Origin of the sequence: Desulfosporosinus nitroreducens (genome assembly GCF_023897015.1) — a bacterium.
Classification (GTDB): Bacteria; Bacillota; Desulfitobacteriia; order Desulfitobacteriales; family Desulfitobacteriaceae; genus Desulfosporosinus; species Desulfosporosinus nitroreducens.
Genome location: NZ_JAMHFY010000002.1, coordinates 70,612 through 90,493, shown reverse-complemented (window position 1 = coordinate 90,493; position 19,882 = coordinate 70,612). Strand labels below are relative to the sequence as shown.

The following is a 19,882-nucleotide window of genomic DNA, read 5'->3' as shown; positions in this document are numbered from 1 at the left end:
AAAAATTACTATGTGATTAAAACCACACCAAAATGATTGTATATTTGCTAAACTACCTTAGAAAGATAAAGGCAAGCCTTACATTATTTCTGGAGGAATAAAAATGAAGCATGCTGGATTTCAGCTAGAACACTGTCGTCCGAATTGTCCGAAATTAGCACGCAATTGGAATACTCTTTTCGAAGCTTTGACAACGAACCTAGCCGAGTTAAACATTCAGGAAACACTTGAAATGAAATTTGGTCAAGTACTTCATCACCATATTCCCAAAATTTGCATTGCAGGTTGTCCCAATGGCTGTTCTCAACCTGATATAAAAGACTTCGGAATTTCTGGATATGTAACTCCTCAAATTACTGAGGCACCCTGTACAGAATGTAACGCGTGTGTTCGTTCTTGCTTAGAAGGTGCTATAACCTTAGAACAAAATGGAATCGTCATAGATAATGATCGTTGCCTTTCCTGCGGGAATTGTCAAAGCGTTTGCCCTTCAGGGACATTAACTAAAGGAGAGAGTGGTTGGAATTTGCGTATTGGCGGGAGAGTAGGGCGACACCCTCGATTTGCATCCTTCGCCGGACAAGTCTCAACTGATGAGGAAGTAATTGCCTGGGTCCTCGAAACAATCCAAAATTATATCAATAATGGACTGCCTCAAGAGAGGTTAACTTATTTTCTTGAAAACAGGACGGATTTAATCTAGAGATCGAGATCGGGCTGCTCTTTCGTGAATCCATACTCGTAAATTTTCCATATCCAAAACCGTTATATTCTTTTTCTTAATCTCAATAATTGTGGCTTCTTTCAATTCTGCTAGAATACGGCTGACAGATTCTCGAGCAAGGCTGCACATCCCTGCAAGTTCTGTTGCAGAAAGAGGAATAGTAATTATTACACCATTCTTAGCTTGCTGACCATGCACATGAGCCAGAGCAAAAAGCTTGGCACCTAAGCGTAAACGCGCATCTCCCAGGGACAGATTTCTAATTTGTCTGTAGGAACGACGCAAATCCAGAGCAAGTTCACAGTAAAAAATCCAGAGTAAGGATGGATTGTTTTCCATAAATCGCATAAATGTTTGCCGGTCTATAGCTAATACTTCTGTCTCCTCTATGCAAAGTGCAGCATGGGGATAGGGTTTTCCGTCAAGTATTATCTCCGGAAAAAAAACTGGAGGATTAAGGACTCGAATTATTTTCTCAGTGTACTCACCCATTAGGTAGAGCCGAATTCTGCCTGAAATGAGGAAATAGACAGTGTTTCCTTCATCCCCTGAGAAATAAAGATATTGTTTGGAAGCATAACGACGAATTCGTCCATGTGTAAGGCAAAAATGAATAAAGTCAGGTGTCATTTTACCCGAAAAAAGTTTATTCGCTAATAAGTCTCCCAGTTGTTGTTCATTGATCATTTTATCCCTCCGGCCATAATTGAGAGTTCCTTACGTATAATCATTATTTTAGAATTTGCTTTTACTATTATAGCATGACAACAGAGAGTTTTTGAAAAGCTTCCTTAAATCTGTAGTGAACTCGTTCAGCTAAAGCTGAACATCGAGACTTTCGTCACCGAAGCTGAAGAAGGAAAACCCACCTATAGAATTGGGACTCTTCTTTGAATTGATAAAGAATTTGAACTGTCTTACACTATTTAACAGATTTCTATTAGAATAGCATTGTTTGATACGGGAAAACTAGTTTCAAGTTTCGCTTGATTAGTGGAAAGGGTGGATTGTAATGGGAGCTCATAAAAAAGTATCACGTGCAAAAGCATCAGTCACAGTTAGAGATCCTCATTATCAGGAGTTTGACACACATAAAGAACGTAATATTCAAAAAACGTTGCCCCATAAAACCACTTAACCTTAAACGAGGAGGAGTAAGCATAAAAACTTACTCCTCTTTATAGATTAAACCATTAACCTCTTCTATAACATTTGGTGATGTATCTATTTAAAATATAGTTGTCGAGAAAGAAGGATTTGGCGTGTATTGGTCGAATAGTCAGAATAGACAAATATATTTGTTGTCACCAATCCTGACAACACTTGTTAAAATGTCATATATAATAAGGACTAGAGTTCGTTTATTTAAAAATTCATTTTATGAATAATTTCGCTATAAGATTTCTTAATTATCGTCATATTGACTTATTGAGCACACAATGCTAGTCTTATTTTGTGAGAAGACGGTAGTATTATAGATTGTGCATTTTGTTACTATAAACTTCAAGTCATGGTTGTATTGTTGTTAATCTATTAATTGCATATGTGAAACAAATTATATTCGTGAGTTATATCCAGGGATTTTGCTGGTAACTCTGCTTAGCCTGTGTCTAGTCAGAGTCTACAATACTTGTGTTGGAAAATAAATTCCTTCTCACGCATTTATGGGGGGTGTTATGAAAAATTTCAGTGTTGTTGTCTAATGGAGGAGGACTTTACCAGTCAGAGACGAAGTTATCTTGAGTGAGGCTCGTCACCTCGTCTGTCACAGGTATCAGTGAGTTTTAATGCATTGTTATCAAGAGTCATATTCTGAAAGTATTAATTTTGTTGCAGTAAGGGGGAAACAGTGTGAATATTGTCGTTTTCATCAAACAAACATTTGATACTGAGGCTAAAATCGTATTAGATGGTAACGGTAAAATCGATGCCAATGGGGTTAATTTAATTATCAACCCTTACGATGAGTTTGCCATTGAAGAAGGAATTAAGCTTAAGGAAAAGTTTGGTGGCGAAGTGACCGTCGTAAGTATGGGAGGTCCTCGTGCACAAGAAGCCATCCGCACTGCATTGGCGATGGGAATAGATAAAGGTATATTGGTTAACGATCCTGAAGTAGACAATACTGATGAGTATGGTCGAGCTCAGATCTTGGCTAAAGCGATTGCCCAAGTTCCATATGATGTCATTTTAGTTGGACGTATTGCTATTGATGATGGTGCAAGCCAAATTGCAGTTCGTTTAGCAGAGGCATTAAGTATTCCTTCGGTCAGTAGCGTTCTTAAGCTCGAAGTTGCTGGAACACAAGCAACTGCAACTCGTGAAATTGATGGCGGGACTGAGACGATTGAAGTTAGTTTCCCAGCCGTAATAACTGCGCAAAAAGGGTTGAATGAACCTCGCTATCCATCTGTTGCAGGCATTATGAAGGCTAAAAAGAAACCATTACAAACGTTAACCCTTGCTGATCTTGGATTAAGCGCTGGAGATTTGTCACCAAAGATGATTATTAATGAATACAGTTTACCTACTCCTCGCCAAGGTGGACGAAAACTTGCCGGTGATGCGGCACAAGCTGCAAATGAATTAGCAAAACTCTTGCGTGAAGAAGCTAAGGTTCTGTAAAGGGAGGAATTAACATGGCTAAAGGGATTATGATTATTGTCGAACAACGCAACTTGCAAATTCGTAAAGTTTCATTAGAACTTCTCAGCCAAGCTCGTAAAATTGCTGATGCAACAGGGGAGCCAGTAGTAGCAGTTGTGCTCGGACAAGGTATTGACGAACTTGCTGCAACTGTTACCGCTAGCGGAGCAGACAAAGTAATACTGATTGATGATGCAAAGTTGGCTGAATATACCACAGGAGCTTATACGTCCGTACTCAATAAGCTCATCCGAAAAGAAGAGCCTCAGGCTGTTTTAATTGGAAATACCGCTGTCGGTAAAGATTTGGCTCCGCGGTTAGCACAACGTCTTGGAGTCGGCTTGGCTTCAGACTGCACAGGTATGGAAGCAGATTCTAATAGCTTCTTAACCTTCAAACGCCCAATTTATGCCGGTAAAGCATTTGCTCATCTCACCTCAAATGTTCGTCCGATTATGGCTACGATTCGTCCTAATACCTTCCCAGTAGCAGCTCCAGATGCTGCTCGTCAAGCTGAGGTAGTTAAAGAAGCAGCAGAGATCGATGCTGCTGACTTAGTGGCTATTCTTAAGGAAGTAGCAATTGCTGCTTCTAAGCGTCCAGAGCTTACTGAGGCAAACATCATTGTTTCTGGTGGACGCGGCATGAAGGGTCCTGAGAATTATAACATTCTAGAAGATTTGGCTGATGTAGTCGGTGCAGCTGTCGGAGCTTCACGCGCTGCAGTAGACTCTGGTTGGAAAGAACACAAATTCCAAGTTGGACAAACAGGTAAAACTGTTGCCCCGACTCTTTATATCGCTTGCGGAATTTCTGGAGCAATCCAGCACTTGGCTGGTATGGGATCTTCAAAATTCATTGTAGCCATTAACAAAGACCCTGAAGCTAACATCTTTAATGTTGCGGATTACGGTATTGTTGGCGACCTATTTGAAGTCGTTCCCTTACTAACTGAAGAGTTTAAGAAATTGGTTAATGAATAAGGAAAAACATTTAGCGAAGCGCCTCTCAAGGCGCTTCCTTAAATAGGGTAAGGAGAGGAAAGAATGGCAACACGTCAAGTGTATTGGAACGTTGAAGGACATAATTGGCTTTATTTATTCTTTATCATTGCACTTGCTATCTTCGTTTATGGAGTGTATAAACGAGTTAAGCTTTGGAAATTAGGACAACCTGATAATCGATGGAAAGACGTTTGGCCAGGAATCAAAGACGTAATAGTTTACACCTTTGCCCACAAACGAATTCTTAAAGATGGTTATCCGGGTATGATGCATGCTGGAATTTTCTATGGATTTTTGTTCTTAGCTTTTGCAACTGCCATTATCACTCTTCAAGCAGATTTCGCCATAAACATTTTCCACGGTTGGCTTTACCTTTTCATTAAAGTAACAGCAAACTTGTTTGGACTTGCAGCTCTAATAGGAATCGTTGTTGCAGCATACCGTCGGTATATCCAAAGGCCGGATCGTTTAGATAATAAACCTGACGATGCAATAACACTTGTCTTATTATTTACCATTTTATTAACAGGCTTTGTCATCCAAGGGGCACGCATCGCTGTAGTACCGGATCCTTGGGCTGGGTATGCTTTTGTCGGACAATGGATGTCTATCCCGCTAAAAGCTATGCTTAATGAAGCTCAACTTTTATCTTTACACGTTTTCCTCTGGTGGTTACATCTCGCCTTAGCGATGGCATTCATTGCTTATTTCCCATACTCTAAGCTTTTCCATGTACTGTTGGGTCCACTCAATCAGTTCTTCCGCAACCGTGGCCCGATTGGTATTCCTGAGCCAATTGACTTTGAAGATGAGAGCCTGGAAACCTTTGGCAAAAGCCAATTACGTGAGTTTTCCTGGAAGGCATTGTTTAATACAGATGTTTGTGTACGTTGCGGACGTTGCCAAGATAACTGTCCCGCACACTTGAGCGGTAAACACCTTAACCCGAAACGCATTATCCAAGATATGCGAGTTCTTATGGAAGAAACGGGTGCTGCTGTTCAAGCTCAAAATAAAGTCTTAGCTCAAGCTGCCGGCCAAGAAGCTGCCGCAGCAAGCGAGTCTGAAGAGACGGAAGAATGGACTGGTCGGGCACTCATTGGTGAAGTGATACCTGAAGATGACCTTTGGGCTTGTACCACATGTCGTTCTTGCGAGCAACAATGTCCTGTGTTCGTAGAACATGTTGATAAAACGATTGATATGCGTCGTAATCTCGTCCTTATGGAGACAAGATTCCCTGCTGAAGCACAATTAGCTTTCAAAAACATGGAGAATAACGGAAACCCATGGGGTATTGGCTGGACAACACGTGCTGATTTTATTACAGGTCTTGGGGTTAAAACCTTCGAAGAAGATCCTACGGCAGAGTATTTATATTGGCCCGGATGTTCAGGAGCATTTGATGCACGCAATCAAAAAGTTTCCGCTGCTCTTGTTAAGTTGCTCCAAACTGCAGGTGTTCATTTTGCCATACTGGGAAATGAAGAGAAATGCTGTGGTGACTCAGCTCGTAAATTAGGAAACGAGTATTTATTCTATTCTTTAGCCACTGAGAACATTGAAGTTATGAACAATTACGGAGTTAAAAAAATCATTACTCAATGCCCTCACTGCTATAACTTCTTAAAGAACGAATATCCACAATTAGGCGGTAACTTTGAAGTTATTCACCATACCGTATTCCTATTAGATCTAGTTAAGTCCGGAAAACTCAAGCTGTCTAACGCGGACAAAAAGACCGTCACCTATCACGATTCTTGTTATCTGGGCCGTTACAATGAGATTTACGAACAACCTCGTGAATTGCTTAAAGCAGTTGGTCTGAATATCAAGGAAATGGCGCACACTGGCGAGAAGAGTTTCTGTTGCGGTGCTGGTGGAGGCCGTATGTGGCTGGAAGAGCATGAAGGACAACGGATCAATGAAATGCGCACCGACGAGGCCATTGCTGTAAAACCAGACTATGTCGGAACTGCGTGCCCATTCTGTCTCACCATGTTCGCTGACGGCATAGCTGCTCGTGAAGTTGGGGAAGAATTAAAGGCATTAGATGTAGCTGAAATTTTAGAAAAAGCATTATAATTTACTCATTAAGAGTGTTTATTTTAAAAGTGTAAGATTGTCCAATATAAAAGACCGACTAATTAGTCGGTCTTTTTGTATTCAGATCTTTTCAAGAGATTAGATATTTTTAAAATCCGGAACATGAACTTGCCTATCTGAATAGAAATGTTATGCAGATGCAATAAAGGAGGAGTATACTATATGTCGAATGCACATATTAAGAAGGTATTTCCTGGAGCAGTAACATCACAAGGTTTCTATTCATTCTACCATTATATGATTGAACAAAACGCTAACCATATCTTTGTTCTCAAAGGGGGACCTGGCGTAGGTAAATCATCATTTATGAAAAAGATTGGTCAATCCATGTTAGATCGGGGGTATGATATTGAGTACCATTGTTGTTCGTCAGACAACGGATCTATTGATGGGATAGTCATTCCTGAACTTAAGATTGGCTTATTGGACGGAACAGCGCCCCATATTGTGGATCCGAAAAATCCAGGTGCTGTAGATGAAATAATTAATCTCGGAGAATACTGGAACGAAGATATGATTAAGAAATCAAGAGGAAAAATCATAGATTGCAATTTGAAAGTCAACAGCTATTTTCAAAGAGCGTACTTCGCTTTAAAGGAAGCAAAAATTGCCTTAGCTGAATGGAAGTACTATACATCAACATACCAGGATTGGAGTCAGATCAATCAACTGACCTTAAAGATGCAAAATGAAATTATTAAAGCTACGTCAAGTAACCATGGTACAGAGCGACATCTATTTGCCTGGGGTCATACTCCACAAGGAAAAACCCAGTTCATAGATACATTGCTAAATAAAACTGAGACGCTCTACATATTAAAAGGGCAACCCGGAACAGGTAAGTCAACCTTCCTCTCCAGAATCGCGGAGCGAGCCGCAATCTATGGATTGAGTATCGAATATTACCATAATACTCTTGACCCCGAACAACTGGACCTAATTATTCTTCCGGATCTTAAAACTGCTTTGGTCATTGATTGTGAGCCCTACGCTTACACTCCTAATTTTAAGGGCAAAATTATTCCCTTGAATTTCGAGCAAAGCCTTAATAATACTGAGCTCATTAAGAACTGTGGCAATGAAATACGGGATTGTCAGATTCGAGTTAACCAACATATAACAAGAGCCCTTAAAAATTCCGAGAAAGCGAAGGCCACTCATGACTTACTGGAAACCTACTATGTGCCGGCTATGAACTTCTCGGGGGTTGAGAATAAACTGCTGTCAGTACTTGAAAAAATCCTATCTTACGTTGAAGATGAAGCAATTGCAGTTGTAAAAAGCCAACCTAAATCTAGATTATAGCTCATCTGTAAAGTTAAGTTATTAATTTTAAACTTGCAGCCCTTGGCTTGCAAGTTTTTTTCTTTTTAGGGAAGTATAGATGGTAAACTACCTATCAATATTGATGAAACTCTTATAGAAACTCTGATAATGAAAGCGGATGTGGAAAATTCTGTGAAGAAATACAAATGGGGAGCAGGGATTTATTGGTATCCACAGAATAGAGTTAAAGGAGAGTAACTATTTTTACAATGAACATATTATATCTTTGATTATTATGAGGAGGTTAAACATATGAGTATTAAAGTAGCAATAAATGGGTTTGGGCGTATTGGCAGACTTACACTTCGAGCATCGCTTAATCAAACTCTGCCATTTGAAGTAGTTGCCATTAACGATTTAGGAAGTCCGGATTTATTAGCCCATTTATTTAAGTATGATTCAGTTCATGGTGTCCTTCCCAATTCAGTAGATATAGATGGACACACAATGCTCATCGATGGTAAGCGAATTGACATCTTCGCTGAAAAAAATCCTTTAGACTTGCCTTGGAGTAAACTTGGAGTTGATATTGTCATTGAATCAACGGGACGATTCACAAAACGTGATGATGCTGCACAGCATCTTACTGCTGGGGCTAAAAAAGTCGTCATCTCTGCACCGGCAAAAAACGAAGATATTACGATCGTAATGGGGGTCAACGAAAATCTGTATAATCCTGCAGAACATCATGTGGTTTCTAATGCTTCTTGTACAACCAATTGTCTTGCTCCTGTAGCTAAAGTTCTTTTGGATACCTTTGGGATTGAACAAGGGATGATGACGACTACTCATTCAGTTACTAATGACCAACGAATTTTAGACTTAGAGCACAAAGACTGGCGCAGATCCAGAGCTGCCTATCAATCGATGATCCCAACTACCACTGGTGCAGCTAAAGCTGTTACCCTTGTGATACCTGAATTAGAAGGTAAATTAAATGGACTCGCTGTACGAGTGCCAACTCCGAATGTTTCTTTGGTTGATTTTGTCGTTAATTTAAGTAAGCCAACAAGCAGAGATGAAATAAACGCTGCCTTACGGCAAGCTGCTAATGGGAAGATGAAAGGCTACCTCGAATATACCGAATTACCTTTAGTTTCTCACGATTTCAATGGTAACCCAGCCAGCTCTATTGTTGATGGATTATCAACCATGATGATGGGAGATCGAATGGCTAAAGTTCTAGCTTGGTATGACAATGAATGGGGCTATTCAAATCGGATTTTAGATTTCGTGAAGCTTATTGTAACAAAAGGTTTGTAAGCTAGAAGGAGGTTGTTGTATGAGAAGGACAAAAATTGTCTGTACCATTGGTCCGGCAAGTGAGTCTGAAGAAAAGGTTCAAGCACTTCTAGCAGCTGGGATGGATGTTGCTCGACTGAATTTTTCCCATGGAACGCACGAAGAACACAGCCGCAGAATTGTGACTCTACGGAAGGAAGCGGCTAAATTCGGAAAACATTTGGGAATACTGCTGGACACTAAAGGGCCGGAAGTACGTACCGGAAAGGTTCCCGAAGAAGGGATTACTTTGATTAATGGATCTGAGTTTATTTTAGACACAGATCTTAGCCTTGGAAATCAGCAGAGGGTTGGAATTACCTATACTGAGCTATGGCGAAAAATTCAGCCCGGCAGCCATATTCTGATAGATGATGGCCAGCTTGACTTAGAAGTTACCTCCGTGGACAAGGAAATTATTCGAACTATTATTAGAAATGGCGGAATTCTTAAATCTCAGAAAGGAGTTAATACACCAAATGCACTTATAGATCTACCTGCAGTCACAGAAAGAGATATTGAAGATATTCGTTTTGGCATCTCCCAAGGGATTGACTTTATTGCGGCTTCTTTTACCCGTAAAGCACTAAACATTCTGGACGTCCGCAGGGTTGTTGAAGAAATGGGGGCAGATGTCCATATTATTGCTAAGATCGAGAGCCAGGAAGGAATCAATAACTTAGATGACATTCTTGAAGTAGCTGATGGGCTCATGGTTGCACGTGGAGATCTTGGAGTTGAAATTCCAGTAGAAGAAGTCCCTATTAGACAGAAGGAAATGATTCGTAAGTGTAATTTACTTGGCAAACCTGTTATTGTCGCCACTCAAATGTTAGACTCCATGATACGCCAACCGAGGCCAACAAGAGCAGAAGCAAGTGATGTTGCAAATGCAATTTTGGATGGAACGGATGCTATTATGTTGTCGGGTGAAACTGCTGCAGGACTATATCCGATTGAAGCAGTACAAATGATGGATAAGCTCGCAAAGCGTACTGAAAAGACCTGTCTAAATAATGTATCCTCGCGTTATACTCAGCTTAACGTTGCCGAAGCGATCAGTTTTGCAAGCTACACCATAGCAAAAGACCTACAGGCGACTGCGATTCTGACTCCTACTCATTCTGGGTTGACGGCATGTATGATTTCAAAGTATCGACCAATTGCCATGATTATTGCTGCAACCCCATTTGCAAGTACCGCAAGAAAGCTATCCTTGCAATGGGGAGTACAACCCATTCTAGTTCCCGAAAGCTCTGGAACAGACGAAATGTTGTCAGTCACGGTCAATACATCATTAAATCAAAACTATATTCACGCTGGTGATGTCGTTGTTATTACCGCCGGTGTCCCTATTGGCAAGGTAGGCTCTACAAATATGATAAAAGTGCAAGTAATGGGCAATATCTTGTCTAAGGGGATTGGAATTGGACGCAGATCCTACTCAGGATTAGCACGGAAAGTTCAATTCCCGGACAAAGAAGTTTTCAACGATGGGGAAGTTTTAATTGCATTGTCAACAGATGCACGTTTTGTACCCTTAATTTCGCGTGCGGGAGCATTAGTTGTTGAAGAGGGCGGTTTGACTTCACACGCTGCTATCACGGGATTACAGTATGGGATTCCGACGATTGTTGGTGCTGCAGATGCCTTTTCCAAGGTTGAAAACGGGCAGACTTTGACAGTCGATGCCTTAACAGGCATGATGTATGAGGGTTCAGTGAGCATCCTATAACAAAATTGTATGGTTTGTTTCGTGTTAAATAAGTGATAAAATAAGAATAAACGCGAATAGTCCGTGGACTATTCGCGTTTATTCGGTAATTAATTTCATAGCTCTACTTAGGCTGGGTTAGTGAATCGTTTACCTTCCTTTTAAGCCCTGGGATATCGTGATTAAAATTGCCTGTATTCGTCATTTGATTATCAATAGTATCTTTATCAATTGTACTGTGTGACCTGTCATTAAATACTCTAATCAGCCCCGCATGCTGTAACTCACTGGCAATCTCAAAGAGTGATTCTCTTTTATTGCGGGGTAAACGATTAACAAAACGGTTTATTTTCACAGGGGGAACAAGATTTCGAAATTTTACTCCTCCGTACTTAATAATTCGTTCCGGCAAAGATGATCCTCCTCCTTAAAATAGATTATCTATCGTACTTATTATTTGCCTATTGGTTAAAACAAATACATTTTGAAGATCCTGAGAATTAATATTTACTTAAAGGTATCAAATACTTTGTTGTCGAATTACATAAAAATAAGAGCAAGGGATACTTGCTCCATGGTGGTTACTGAATAGGGGTGTCCTCTTCAACTTGAACTTTACTCAGGGTATCTTTAACTTGTTCCCGAATAAATGATAAATACTCTTGGCGCAATGCTTCTTGTTCGGCCCGTTCCCATTCTTCTAAACCAACAGACCGTTGTTTTCTAGACAGCTCATTAATACGTTCGATAAATATTTGCAAGGGTGAAGTACTCAAGGATAGATCCTCCTTTAATCAATTCCGAGACACCCACTTCTTCAAGTGGGTGTTCCTTATTCTACTAATCGCTAGTCACAGAAGATTTTTTGCACATTATAACATAGCAGTAGGAATATCTACAAATTCATTACTATCCCAGCTAAAGCTATTTACTTATTTATACTAAGACTATTTGAAAGAGGGTCATTAAATGGGATTATCTTCAAAAACTAATCTGCGTGTTCGTTATGCTGAAACAGATCAAATGGGAGTTGTCTATCATTCTAATTATCTAATTTGGTTTGAAGTCGGAAGATCAGAATTATTCAGAGTGTTAAACCTCCCGTATACAGAGTTTGAGAAACAAGGTCTGGCTCTGGCTGTGGTGGAGGCAAATTGCCGTTATCGTAAACCCGCTCATTATGATGATGAGCTTACTGTAGTTACGAAAATTGAGACTATGACTTCCCGAAGTATAACCTTTTCTTATCTCATATATTGTGATGAAAGGCTATTAACAGAAGGGAAAACCGTTCACGTTTTTATTAACAAAGAAGGTCATCTGGCAGATGTCCGCAAATACGAAATATGGCAAAGTTTACAACCCTTATTTGAAAAACAAGAAGCCTCTATCCCTACTCCAAGATAAGAAACCTTTATAATGGTACGATGATAGAAGATTGTATTTCTACTTAACTCATGGTATTATGTATACATAATACAAGATGAGAAGAGGAGGGATTGTATGTTTCTTGTTACGTGGATTGAAGGAGAAGAAGTAAATTATCGGGTAGTAAAGAAGCAAGAACTTTCAAAACTAATGGCAATCCTTGGACAACATGCAATCATTCAACAGTTAGCATCTTGAACAAAGGTGAATTTGGTTCTTAACATGTGTTTAGAATTTTAATAATTATGTAATCTTGCTCATCGGAATGATGGGCATTATTTTTTTTGTTTTATAATAGCAGGATAATCCTAGTTCATCCAGAATAACATTATGTTAAACTAATGTATCGTTTTGTAGGAGGTGTAGCATGTCCTTCAAAGTACTTGTTGACAGTGCGTCTGATATCCCTTTAGACAAAGCAAATGAGGCAGGCATTATTACGGTTCCTATGCCCGTAAATATTGATGGTAAGACCTTCTTAGAAGGAGTAGACCTACAAACAGAAGACTTTTACGCCAAATTTAAAACCTTTAAGGAATTGCCTAAGACATCTCAGCCAAATCCCAATACTCTATTGGAAGCATACGAAAAGATCTTGTCAGAAGGTCATGATGTGGCAGCAATTCATCTGTCTTCAGGTTTAAGTTCAACAGTTGCGACTGCTCGAATGATACGTGAGATGACCTCAGCTCCCGAACGAATACACGTAATTGATAGCTTAGGAGCTTCATTTGGCTATGGGTTATTGGCTCTTTTTTCTCAGAACATCTTGAAATCTGGGGCGTCATGGGAAGAGGCCGAAAATACTATTCTCGAATATCGCAAACACATGCGCTACGTTTTTACGTTAGATACTCTTGAATATCTTGTTAAAGGGGGAAGGGTTAGTAAACCAGCAGGATTTATAGGTGGATTACTTGATGTTAAACCTGTTTTGCATATTACCCCAGAAGGAAAGATTGAGCCCTTTGCGAAAGTTCGTACTCGACGTGCGGCTATACGCAAATTAGTGGATGTAATGGAACAAGAAATTGTTGATTCTGAAGAGCAAGTGATAGGAATATCACATTCAGCTTGTTTTGATGAAGCTCAAATTTTAGTCGATGAAATTCACCAACGCATTAAAGTTAAAGATATTTGGATTAGTGAAATCGGCTGTGTTGTTGGCAGCCATACTGGACCCGGAACGCTGGCTCTTTTCTATTCTTGTCTGAAATAATATAATACTATATGGGAGTGTCCCTTTTCTCGCCGCGATAATTTTTGATTGCTAGAAGATTTGGTTTAACCAAGTCTTCTATAAGTTTGATTATTAGGTTTGTTATGCAATTCCAATCTCTATATTTTTGTTTTTATAGGAGGCAGACATCGTTGAAATTTATTAGTGTTTTGATACTTTCGTTTTCTATTATGTTGAGTTTTACGCCCATTGCTTATGCCGAAAATTCTCTGCCGCCGGATGTACGTGGAGAAGGGGCCTACTTGATTGATGTATTATCTGGACAAGCTATTTTTATGAAAAATCCAGATGAGCAGTTTGCTCCGGCCAGCACCACTAAAATTATGACCGGACTTTTAGCAATTGAAAACGGAAATTTTGACGATATCGTGACTGCCAGCGATACAATGTTAAACAATAAGCTGGTTTATGGTACACAAATATACCTTGAACCTGAGGAAAAACTGGCTTTTAAAGACCTTCTCTACGCGACCTTGTTAAATTCAGCTAATGATGCAGCAGTTGCCCTTGCAGAGCATGTCGGTAACGACTTGCCACACTTTGTCGAAATGATGAATCAACGTGCTAGTGATATAGGAGCATCTCAGACACATTTTGTTAATCCAACGGGTTTAACTGAAACAGGACATCTTACAACCCCTCATGATCTCGCAATTATTGCCCGTGCCGCTTATCAAAATCCTATCTTTGCAGAGTTTGTTCGCACCAAAACACAACCTATCTCAAGATCAAAGCCGGATGTTCCAGTCTTAATGGTAAACCAAAATAAACTGTTATGGCGAGACGCTGCCATTGATGGAATCAAGCTAGGTTATACTGAAGTAGCTAAGAATTGTCTTGTTGCTTCTGCTACAAAAGATGGACGACATCTTATTGGTGTGATTTTAAAGTCGCCGGGAAGTGAGATCTACACTGATATGCAAAAGATGTTTGAATATGGCTTTACACAGTTTGCCACAAAGACTTTTAAACCTGCTGGAACAGCTATTTCTTCAATTACTGTTAATGATCAGCCTGTAGATCTAATTATAGACCGACCGATCTATATGACCCAAAAACTAAACGAACAGCAGGGGATGCTTAATCTGCGGGTATCACCCTCATCTGCAAGTCAATTAACCTCTGTTGAAGAGGGACAAGCAGTTGCGCAAGTAGAAATTCTCGATGGGGAAACTCACTTAGATACCTTTCCGCTAGTAGCCTCAAGATCGGTTCAACCAGACCCTGATAAGAAAACCTTAGGTTCCGCTTTTTCCACTTGGATTATTGGAACGATACTTCTGGCTGGCGCTTTTTTCTTAATTGTTTCCTTAAATAACAAAAGGAATAAGACTCGCTATTGGCGTAGGCAAGTAAGGCGCTCAAGAAGAGAAAATCATAGTGAACTCGTTGGGCTAAAGATGAACATCGAGACTTCGGTGGGGGAGTCTACCCCCACCGAAGTAAAATAAGGAACTCCCACTTACAAGAAGTGGGAGTCTCGTAATTGATAAACTATAACTCTGTACGTAAATAATTATAAAATCTTTAGAGAAAGTGCATAATACTTTTGCTGTCATAATTAATAAATAATTGTTCTTGTCTTAATAAACTATTATAATGATATTAGGAATTAAAGGTTGATTTGGAGTTGAAAAATTCTTTGGAAAAGGATAAAGAAAAAAAAGTAGTTACACTGGCCTATGGCTGTCAGATGTCTGAACGAGATGCTGAAACATTGACCCAGATCACTAGACAAGAAGGTTATACGAGTTCTGATGATCTTCTCAATGCAGATTTAGTGATTATAAATACCTGTTGCGTAAGAGAAAGTGCAGAAAATAAAATACTCGGAAAAATAGGGGAGCTAAAAAAGCTAAAGGAAAAAAATCCAAACTTAAAGATAGCTATAAGCGGCTGTATGGTTCAGCAACCCGGGGCCTTGGAGCGGCTGCAGAAACGGGCGCCCCATATTGATATTTGGGCGGGAACCCATAATTTACACGATTTCTCAGCTCTCCTGCATCAAGTTGAGCAGGGGGGGAAAGTTGCCGAAGTATGGCAAGAACCAAAAATGCCTTTGGAATCTACCCCGCAAGCAGAGAAAGGCAAGTTGCAAGCAAATGTTAATATCATGTATGGGTGTAATAATTTTTGTTCATATTGCATTGTTCCTCACGTTCGTGGCAGGGAAAGAAGCCGTAAACCTGAGGAGATTATTCAAGAGATTACTGACCTTGTCTCCAGTGGATGCCGAGAAGTAACGTTACTTGGTCAGAATGTTAATTCCTATGGCAAGGAATTTTCTCCAGTCTATGACTTTGCGGATTTACTTCATGATGTAGATCAAATACCAAACCTTTTAAGAATCCGGTTTATTACTTCACATCCTAAGGATTTATCGGATAAACTGATTGAAACTGTCGCTGGTGGGAATAAACTTTGCGAACACTTTCATCTTCCCATACAGTCTGGCAGTAATTTCATTTTAGAGCGCATGAATCGGAAATACACCAGGGAATACTACCTAAGTCGAGTTAATAAGATTCATGAAATTTTGCCAAAGGCAAGCTTGACGACAGATATAATTGTTGGTTTTCCAGGCGAATCCGAAATAGATTTTGAGCAAACCTTAGAAATAATGAACATGATTCATTATAGTCATGCCTTCACCTTTATGTATTCAAAACGTTCGGGCACGCTTGCAGCCGAAATGGAGGATCAAATTTCTCTAGATGTTAAGAAGCGACGTTTACAGAGACTAATGAGTGTTCAGAACGTCAAAAGTCTGGCATGGCGTGAACAGATGATCGGGAATACCTACGAGATTCTGGTTGAAGGTCCCAGCAGAACGAATCCAGAGCGCTTAGTCGGGCGAACCCGCGGCAATGAACTTGTTGTTTTTAATGGACCCTCGGAATTAATCGGATCTTTGTTAAATATTCGGATCACTGAAGCAGGAACTTGGACCCTGGTAGGGGACATTGAGGACTAGAAGGGTATAATTTGTTTATGCATGCAATTTATAAGCAGGAATCATGCTATTCTATGTAGAATGTAATATTCGGAGGTGTTGATACACTATGACAAATGAAATTATTGAAAATGCCCGACTCTTGGCGGATGCCATTGCTCGAAGTTCCGAGCTTTCTGAATTACACACTATGGAAGATGCAATGGCTGCTGACCCTTCAGCACAACAATTAATTGCAGAATTACAGAAAGCTCAAGAGCGGTTTATGGAAGTACAACAAAGTGGTGAAGAGCCTTCTGAAGCTGATAAAAACGCAGTGGATGAAATTGAAGCTAAAGTAGAAGCAAATGTTTCCATTGCTGCTTATATGAAAGCGCAAGACAAATTCACGGAAATGTTAGATAGTGTTAATGCTATTCTAGCTGGTGCTATTGCTGGGACATCAGACGGTTGTTCGTGTGCAGACGACAGCTGTGATTCTGGCGGGTGTAATCCAGGCGGCTGTGGAAGCGGAGGCTGTGGTTGCGGGAACTAATCCCTGCTAAACCACCGATACTTGGGAAAGGGAAGGGCTAATGCTAAGCTCTTCCCTTTTTTGATACAGGCCAAGCCATGGTCTTCGCCTGTGGCTTTGGGGCTAGCCAAGTTTTCTTTAATTTATGCTCAAGAGATTAGCTTTTCTGATCTTAGAATTGAATCTAAAAGGGGAGAAGACAAATATGACTACCCCAATGATGCAACAATACCAAATTATTAAAGCAAAAGCGCCGGATGCAATTTTATTTTTTCGATTAGGTGATTTTTATGAAATGTTTGGGGAAGACGCTGAAGTCGCGGCACCGATTTTACAAATCGCCTTAACCGGAAGAGATGCAGGAGAAGGGAAACGTATCCCCATGTGTGGGGTCCCTTATCATGCGTTAGATAACTATTTATCAAAACTAGTTAAGGCCGGCAATAAAGTTGCGATTTGCGAACAAGTAGAAGACGCTAAAGATTCTAAAGGAATTGTCAAACGTGATATTATTCGTATTGTCTCCCCCGGCACTCTGACAGAGTCTGTCTCCGAACGTTCAAATCATTATTTAGCCAGTGTATATTACCATGAACAATGGGGTTTAGCCTTTCTGGATTTATCCACAGGTGAGTTTGCTATTTTCCAAACTGCTGACCTGGATGTGCTTCTGACTGAAGTTTCTAGGATTAACCCTGCCGAACTCCTGCTGCCACCTGAACTGCTGAAAAGGCCTAAACTCTGGGTAGGCTATTATTGTACCCTGCGCGAACAAAAGACTTTTGGCGGTCAGGCTATGCGCGATCATTTTCAACGACAAGAGTCATTGTTTCAGGAATTCCCCATAGCTGCCAAAGCTGCCGCTGGTTTATGGAGCTACTTACTGGAGACGATGCCAGGGGTTGATCCTACACATATTGTTGAAATCAAAACATATCGTTCCGAGCGTTGGATGTTTCTTGATCAATGGACGCGTCGCAACTTGGAGCTCACAGAATCTCTTCGAGGGGGCAGTAAGAAAGGAACACTGCTTTCTGTTCTGGACCTAACCAAAACAGCCTTGGGTGGAAGACTCTTAAAGCATTGGATAGACAAGCCCTTGCTTAAGCAAGTTGAAATAGAAGAACGACTTAAATCGGTTGAAGAATTAATAGCAGACTCTTTTTTTCGCAATGATTTACAAAAACTTCTTTCCGAAGTGTATGATCTCGAACGTTTAATGGGAAAAGTGTCCTATGGAACTGCTAATGCAAAGGACTTATTGTCGTTGACCCAGACTTTGGCTTTGCTTCCAGATATTTGCGTGATTCTTACGTCAAGTTCTTTTGAAACTCTGAAAATCAAGGTTCCTTATCTTAAAGGACTTGATCTATTCGTTACTAAATTGCAGAATGCCATTAATCCTAATCCGCCACTCTCCCTGCGAGAAGGGAATATTATTAAAACAGGGTATTCTAAAGAAGTAGACGAATTACGTAAGATTGCGACTGGTGGTAAAGAATGGGTAGCCCAGCTAGAAAATGCTGAACGAGAACGTACGGGAATTCGTTCATTAAAGATAGGGTATAATAAAGTCTTTGGTTATTATATAGAAATTACACATGCAAATGCTCATCTTGTTCCTAGTGACTATCAACGCAAGCAAACTCTGTCCAATGCTGAAAGGTTTATTACGCCCGAACTCAAAGAATATGAACTTAAAATCATAGGTGCTGAGGAAAAACTGAAGGATCTTGAATATGAACTTCTATTAGCTCTTCGTGAAGAGGTCAGAGCCAATACTAAAGAAATCATTCAGGTTGCTCAAGTACTCGCGGAAATTGATGTTTTTGTTAGTTTGGCAGAAGTGGCAGTTTGCAATCATTATGTTCGTCCCCAAATCAAATCTGATGGACAGATTCTTATTATTGAAGGCCGACACCCAGTTGTCGAAGAAATGATTGAACAGAGTGGCTTTGTTCCTAACGATACCCATTTGTCCGGAAGTCAGCATTTAGCTCTCATCACAGGTCCAAATATGGCTGGAAAATCCACCTACATGCGTCAAGTCGCGTTAATTGTTCTAATGGCTCATATTGGCTCTTTTGTACCCGCAAAAAAAGCCAGTATTACACTGGTTGACCGTATTTTCACACGGGTTGGGGCATCCGATGATTTGACAGCCGGTCAAAGCACTTTCATGGTTGAGATGCAAGAAGTAGCTCACATTCTGAAATATGCCAGTCGAAAGAGCTTGATCATTTTAGATGAAATCGGACGAGGGACTGCTACATATGATGGGCTTAGTATTGCATGGGCGGTGACTGAACACCTGGTGCAACATCCTGAGTTTAACCCTAAAACCCTTTTTGCAACTCATTATCATGAATTAACTCAACTTCAAGATGATTTTTCTGGTCTTTTTAACCTTCATGTAGGGGTGAAGGAACGTGGGGAAGATATCATATTTTTACACAAAATATTGCCTGGCCGCGCAGACCGCAGTTATGGTATTCAAGTAGCTCGTCTGGCTGGTCTTCCGCAAGAATTAATTCAGCGTGCCAAATCGTTACTTTTAGAATTAGAGTCTTCCGAACCTGTGCATACTGAAGATGCCCCGGCCAAGGTTATCACTCAATTTACCCTTTTTGATGTTCCCAAAACACATCCACTCTTGCAAGAAATTGAGAAGCTTCCCTTGGAAGATATGACTGCACGCCAAGCCCTTCAATATCTCTTTGACTTACGTGAGCGAATTCAAACTGCCGAAACCATGTAGGATACTCGAGGTGCGAGGTGCGAGGTGCGAAGGTCGAAGGTCGAAGGTTTGAATTCCTAATAGGAATTCTGAGTTGCGTGATTCAATGTTAGTAGATAGAGTCCAACGTTTAAGTTCAGGTTCAGGTTCGTAGTAGGACGCTCGGGCTTAAAGGTCGTGCATCGAACATCGAACCTCGTGCATCGATA

General features: G+C 40.3%; 17 protein-coding genes. 14 read left to right on the top strand and 3 right to left on the bottom strand.

What is annotated here, in order from left to right; all coding sequences use genetic code 11:
- Positions 1-103: 103 nt before the first annotated feature.
- On the top strand, positions 104-703 hold the full coding sequence (locus M8E35_RS02625) for a 4Fe-4S dicluster domain-containing protein (protein ID WP_252467188.1): 600 nt from the start codon (positions 104-106) through the stop codon (positions 701-703).
- Here M8E35_RS02625 and M8E35_RS02620 read toward each other — a convergent pair.
- Positions 695-1,411 carry a Crp/Fnr family transcriptional regulator gene (locus M8E35_RS02620; protein WP_252467187.1) on the bottom strand — a complete coding sequence of 239 codons (717 nt, stop codon included), beginning with the start codon at positions 1,409-1,411 and terminating at the stop codon, positions 695-697. The two genes, M8E35_RS02625 and M8E35_RS02620, sit on opposite strands and share 9 nt — an antisense overlap.
- Before the next feature lie 1,164 nt (positions 1,412-2,575).
- Here M8E35_RS02620 and M8E35_RS02615 point away from each other — a divergent pair.
- From M8E35_RS02615 to pyk, 6 genes are all read left to right on the top strand, one after another.
- Positions 2,576-3,349, top strand: a complete 774-nt coding sequence (locus M8E35_RS02615; protein ID WP_252467186.1) for an electron transfer flavoprotein subunit beta/FixA family protein — start codon at positions 2,576-2,578, stop codon at positions 3,347-3,349.
- Positions 3,350-3,363: 14 nt separating this feature from the next.
- Positions 3,364-4,353: an electron transfer flavoprotein subunit alpha/FixB family protein gene (locus M8E35_RS02610; protein ID WP_252467185.1), complete on the top strand. Its 990-nt coding sequence runs from the start codon at positions 3,364-3,366 to the stop codon at positions 4,351-4,353.
- Between the two features lie 63 nt (positions 4,354-4,416).
- Positions 4,417-6,459 carry a heterodisulfide reductase-related iron-sulfur binding cluster gene (locus M8E35_RS02605; RefSeq protein WP_252467184.1) on the top strand — a complete coding sequence of 681 codons (2,043 nt, stop codon included), beginning with the start codon at positions 4,417-4,419 and terminating at the stop codon, positions 6,457-6,459.
- Positions 6,460-6,642: 183 nt separating this feature from the next.
- A complete protein-coding gene (locus M8E35_RS02600) occupies positions 6,643-7,785 on the top strand; it encodes a PRK06851 family protein (protein ID WP_252467183.1) in 1,143 nt (380 codons plus the stop codon).
- A gap of 273 nt (positions 7,786-8,058) precedes the next feature.
- A complete protein-coding gene (gene gap / locus M8E35_RS02595; protein ID WP_252467182.1) occupies positions 8,059-9,069 on the top strand; it encodes a type I glyceraldehyde-3-phosphate dehydrogenase in 1,011 nt (336 codons plus the stop codon).
- A gap of 19 nt (positions 9,070-9,088) precedes the next feature.
- Positions 9,089-10,822 (top strand): pyruvate kinase, encoded by a 1,734-nt coding sequence (gene pyk / locus M8E35_RS02590; protein WP_252467181.1) that lies wholly within the window; start codon positions 9,089-9,091, stop codon positions 10,820-10,822.
- 103 nt (positions 10,823-10,925) lie between these two features.
- On the opposite strand, the gene M8E35_RS02585 is transcribed toward pyk, so the two are convergent.
- Both M8E35_RS02585 and M8E35_RS02580 read right to left on the bottom strand, forming a co-directional pair.
- Positions 10,926-11,213 (bottom strand): hypothetical protein, encoded by a 288-nt coding sequence (locus M8E35_RS02585; protein WP_252467180.1) that lies wholly within the window; start codon positions 11,211-11,213, stop codon positions 10,926-10,928.
- 169 nt (positions 11,214-11,382) lie between these two features.
- Positions 11,383-11,577 carry a DUF896 domain-containing protein gene (locus tag M8E35_RS02580; RefSeq protein WP_229247853.1) on the bottom strand — a complete coding sequence of 65 codons (195 nt, stop codon included), beginning with the start codon at positions 11,575-11,577 and terminating at the stop codon, positions 11,383-11,385.
- A gap of 193 nt (positions 11,578-11,770) precedes the next feature.
- On the opposite strand from M8E35_RS02580, the gene M8E35_RS02575 reads away from it, so the two are divergent.
- From M8E35_RS02575 to mutS, 7 genes are all read left to right on the top strand, one after another.
- Positions 11,771-12,208 (top strand): acyl-CoA thioesterase, encoded by a 438-nt coding sequence (locus M8E35_RS02575; RefSeq protein ID WP_252467178.1) that lies wholly within the window; start codon positions 11,771-11,773, stop codon positions 12,206-12,208.
- A 96-nt stretch (positions 12,209-12,304) separates the two neighbouring features.
- A complete protein-coding gene (locus M8E35_RS26395; protein WP_282433985.1) occupies positions 12,305-12,427 on the top strand; it encodes a hypothetical protein in 123 nt (40 codons plus the stop codon).
- A gap of 169 nt (positions 12,428-12,596) precedes the next feature.
- On the top strand, positions 12,597-13,448 hold the full coding sequence (locus M8E35_RS02570; RefSeq protein WP_252467176.1) for a DegV family protein: 852 nt from the start codon (positions 12,597-12,599) through the stop codon (positions 13,446-13,448).
- A gap of 152 nt (positions 13,449-13,600) precedes the next feature.
- A complete protein-coding gene (locus M8E35_RS02565; RefSeq protein ID WP_252467175.1) occupies positions 13,601-14,920 on the top strand; it encodes a D-alanyl-D-alanine carboxypeptidase family protein in 1,320 nt (439 codons plus the stop codon).
- 191 nt (positions 14,921-15,111) lie between these two features.
- Positions 15,112-16,443 carry a tRNA (N6-isopentenyl adenosine(37)-C2)-methylthiotransferase MiaB gene (gene miaB, locus M8E35_RS02560; RefSeq protein WP_289710653.1) on the top strand — a complete coding sequence of 444 codons (1,332 nt, stop codon included), beginning with the start codon at positions 15,112-15,114 and terminating at the stop codon, positions 16,441-16,443.
- 88 nt (positions 16,444-16,531) lie between these two features.
- The gene (locus M8E35_RS02555; protein WP_252467174.1) at positions 16,532-16,957 is read left to right on the top strand and encodes a YlbF/YmcA family competence regulator; all 426 of its coding nucleotides are present in this window, start codon (positions 16,532-16,534) and stop codon (positions 16,955-16,957) included.
- 148 nt (positions 16,958-17,105) lie between these two features.
- Complete coding sequence (gene mutS / locus M8E35_RS02550; protein ID WP_373887418.1) at positions 17,106-19,694, top strand: DNA mismatch repair protein MutS; 2,589 nt, start codon at positions 17,106-17,108, stop codon at positions 19,692-19,694.
- The last annotated feature ends 188 nt before the right edge of the window (positions 19,695-19,882 follow it).

Coding starts and splice junctions, on each gene's coding strand:
- M8E35_RS02620 (WP_252467187.1), bottom strand. CDS start 1,411: ATGATCAATGAACAACAACTGGGAGACTTATTAGCGAATAAACTTTTT.
- M8E35_RS02600 (WP_252467183.1), top strand. CDS start 6,643: ATGTCGAATGCACATATTAAGAAGGTATTTCCTGGAGCAGTAACATCA.
- gap (WP_252467182.1), top strand. CDS start 8,059: ATGAGTATTAAAGTAGCAATAAATGGGTTTGGGCGTATTGGCAGACTT.
- M8E35_RS02575 (WP_252467178.1), top strand. CDS start 11,771: ATGGGATTATCTTCAAAAACTAATCTGCGTGTTCGTTATGCTGAAACA.
- M8E35_RS02570 (WP_252467176.1), top strand. CDS start 12,597: ATGTCCTTCAAAGTACTTGTTGACAGTGCGTCTGATATCCCTTTAGAC.
- M8E35_RS02610 (WP_252467185.1), top strand. CDS start 3,364: ATGGCTAAAGGGATTATGATTATTGTCGAACAACGCAACTTGCAAATT.
- M8E35_RS02605 (WP_252467184.1), top strand. CDS start 4,417: ATGGCAACACGTCAAGTGTATTGGAACGTTGAAGGACATAATTGGCTT.
- M8E35_RS02625 (WP_252467188.1), top strand. CDS start 104: ATGAAGCATGCTGGATTTCAGCTAGAACACTGTCGTCCGAATTGTCCG.
- pyk (WP_252467181.1), top strand. CDS start 9,089: ATGAGAAGGACAAAAATTGTCTGTACCATTGGTCCGGCAAGTGAGTCT.
- M8E35_RS26395 (WP_282433985.1), top strand. CDS start 12,305: ATGTTTCTTGTTACGTGGATTGAAGGAGAAGAAGTAAATTATCGGGTA.
- M8E35_RS02555 (WP_252467174.1), top strand. CDS start 16,532: ATGACAAATGAAATTATTGAAAATGCCCGACTCTTGGCGGATGCCATT.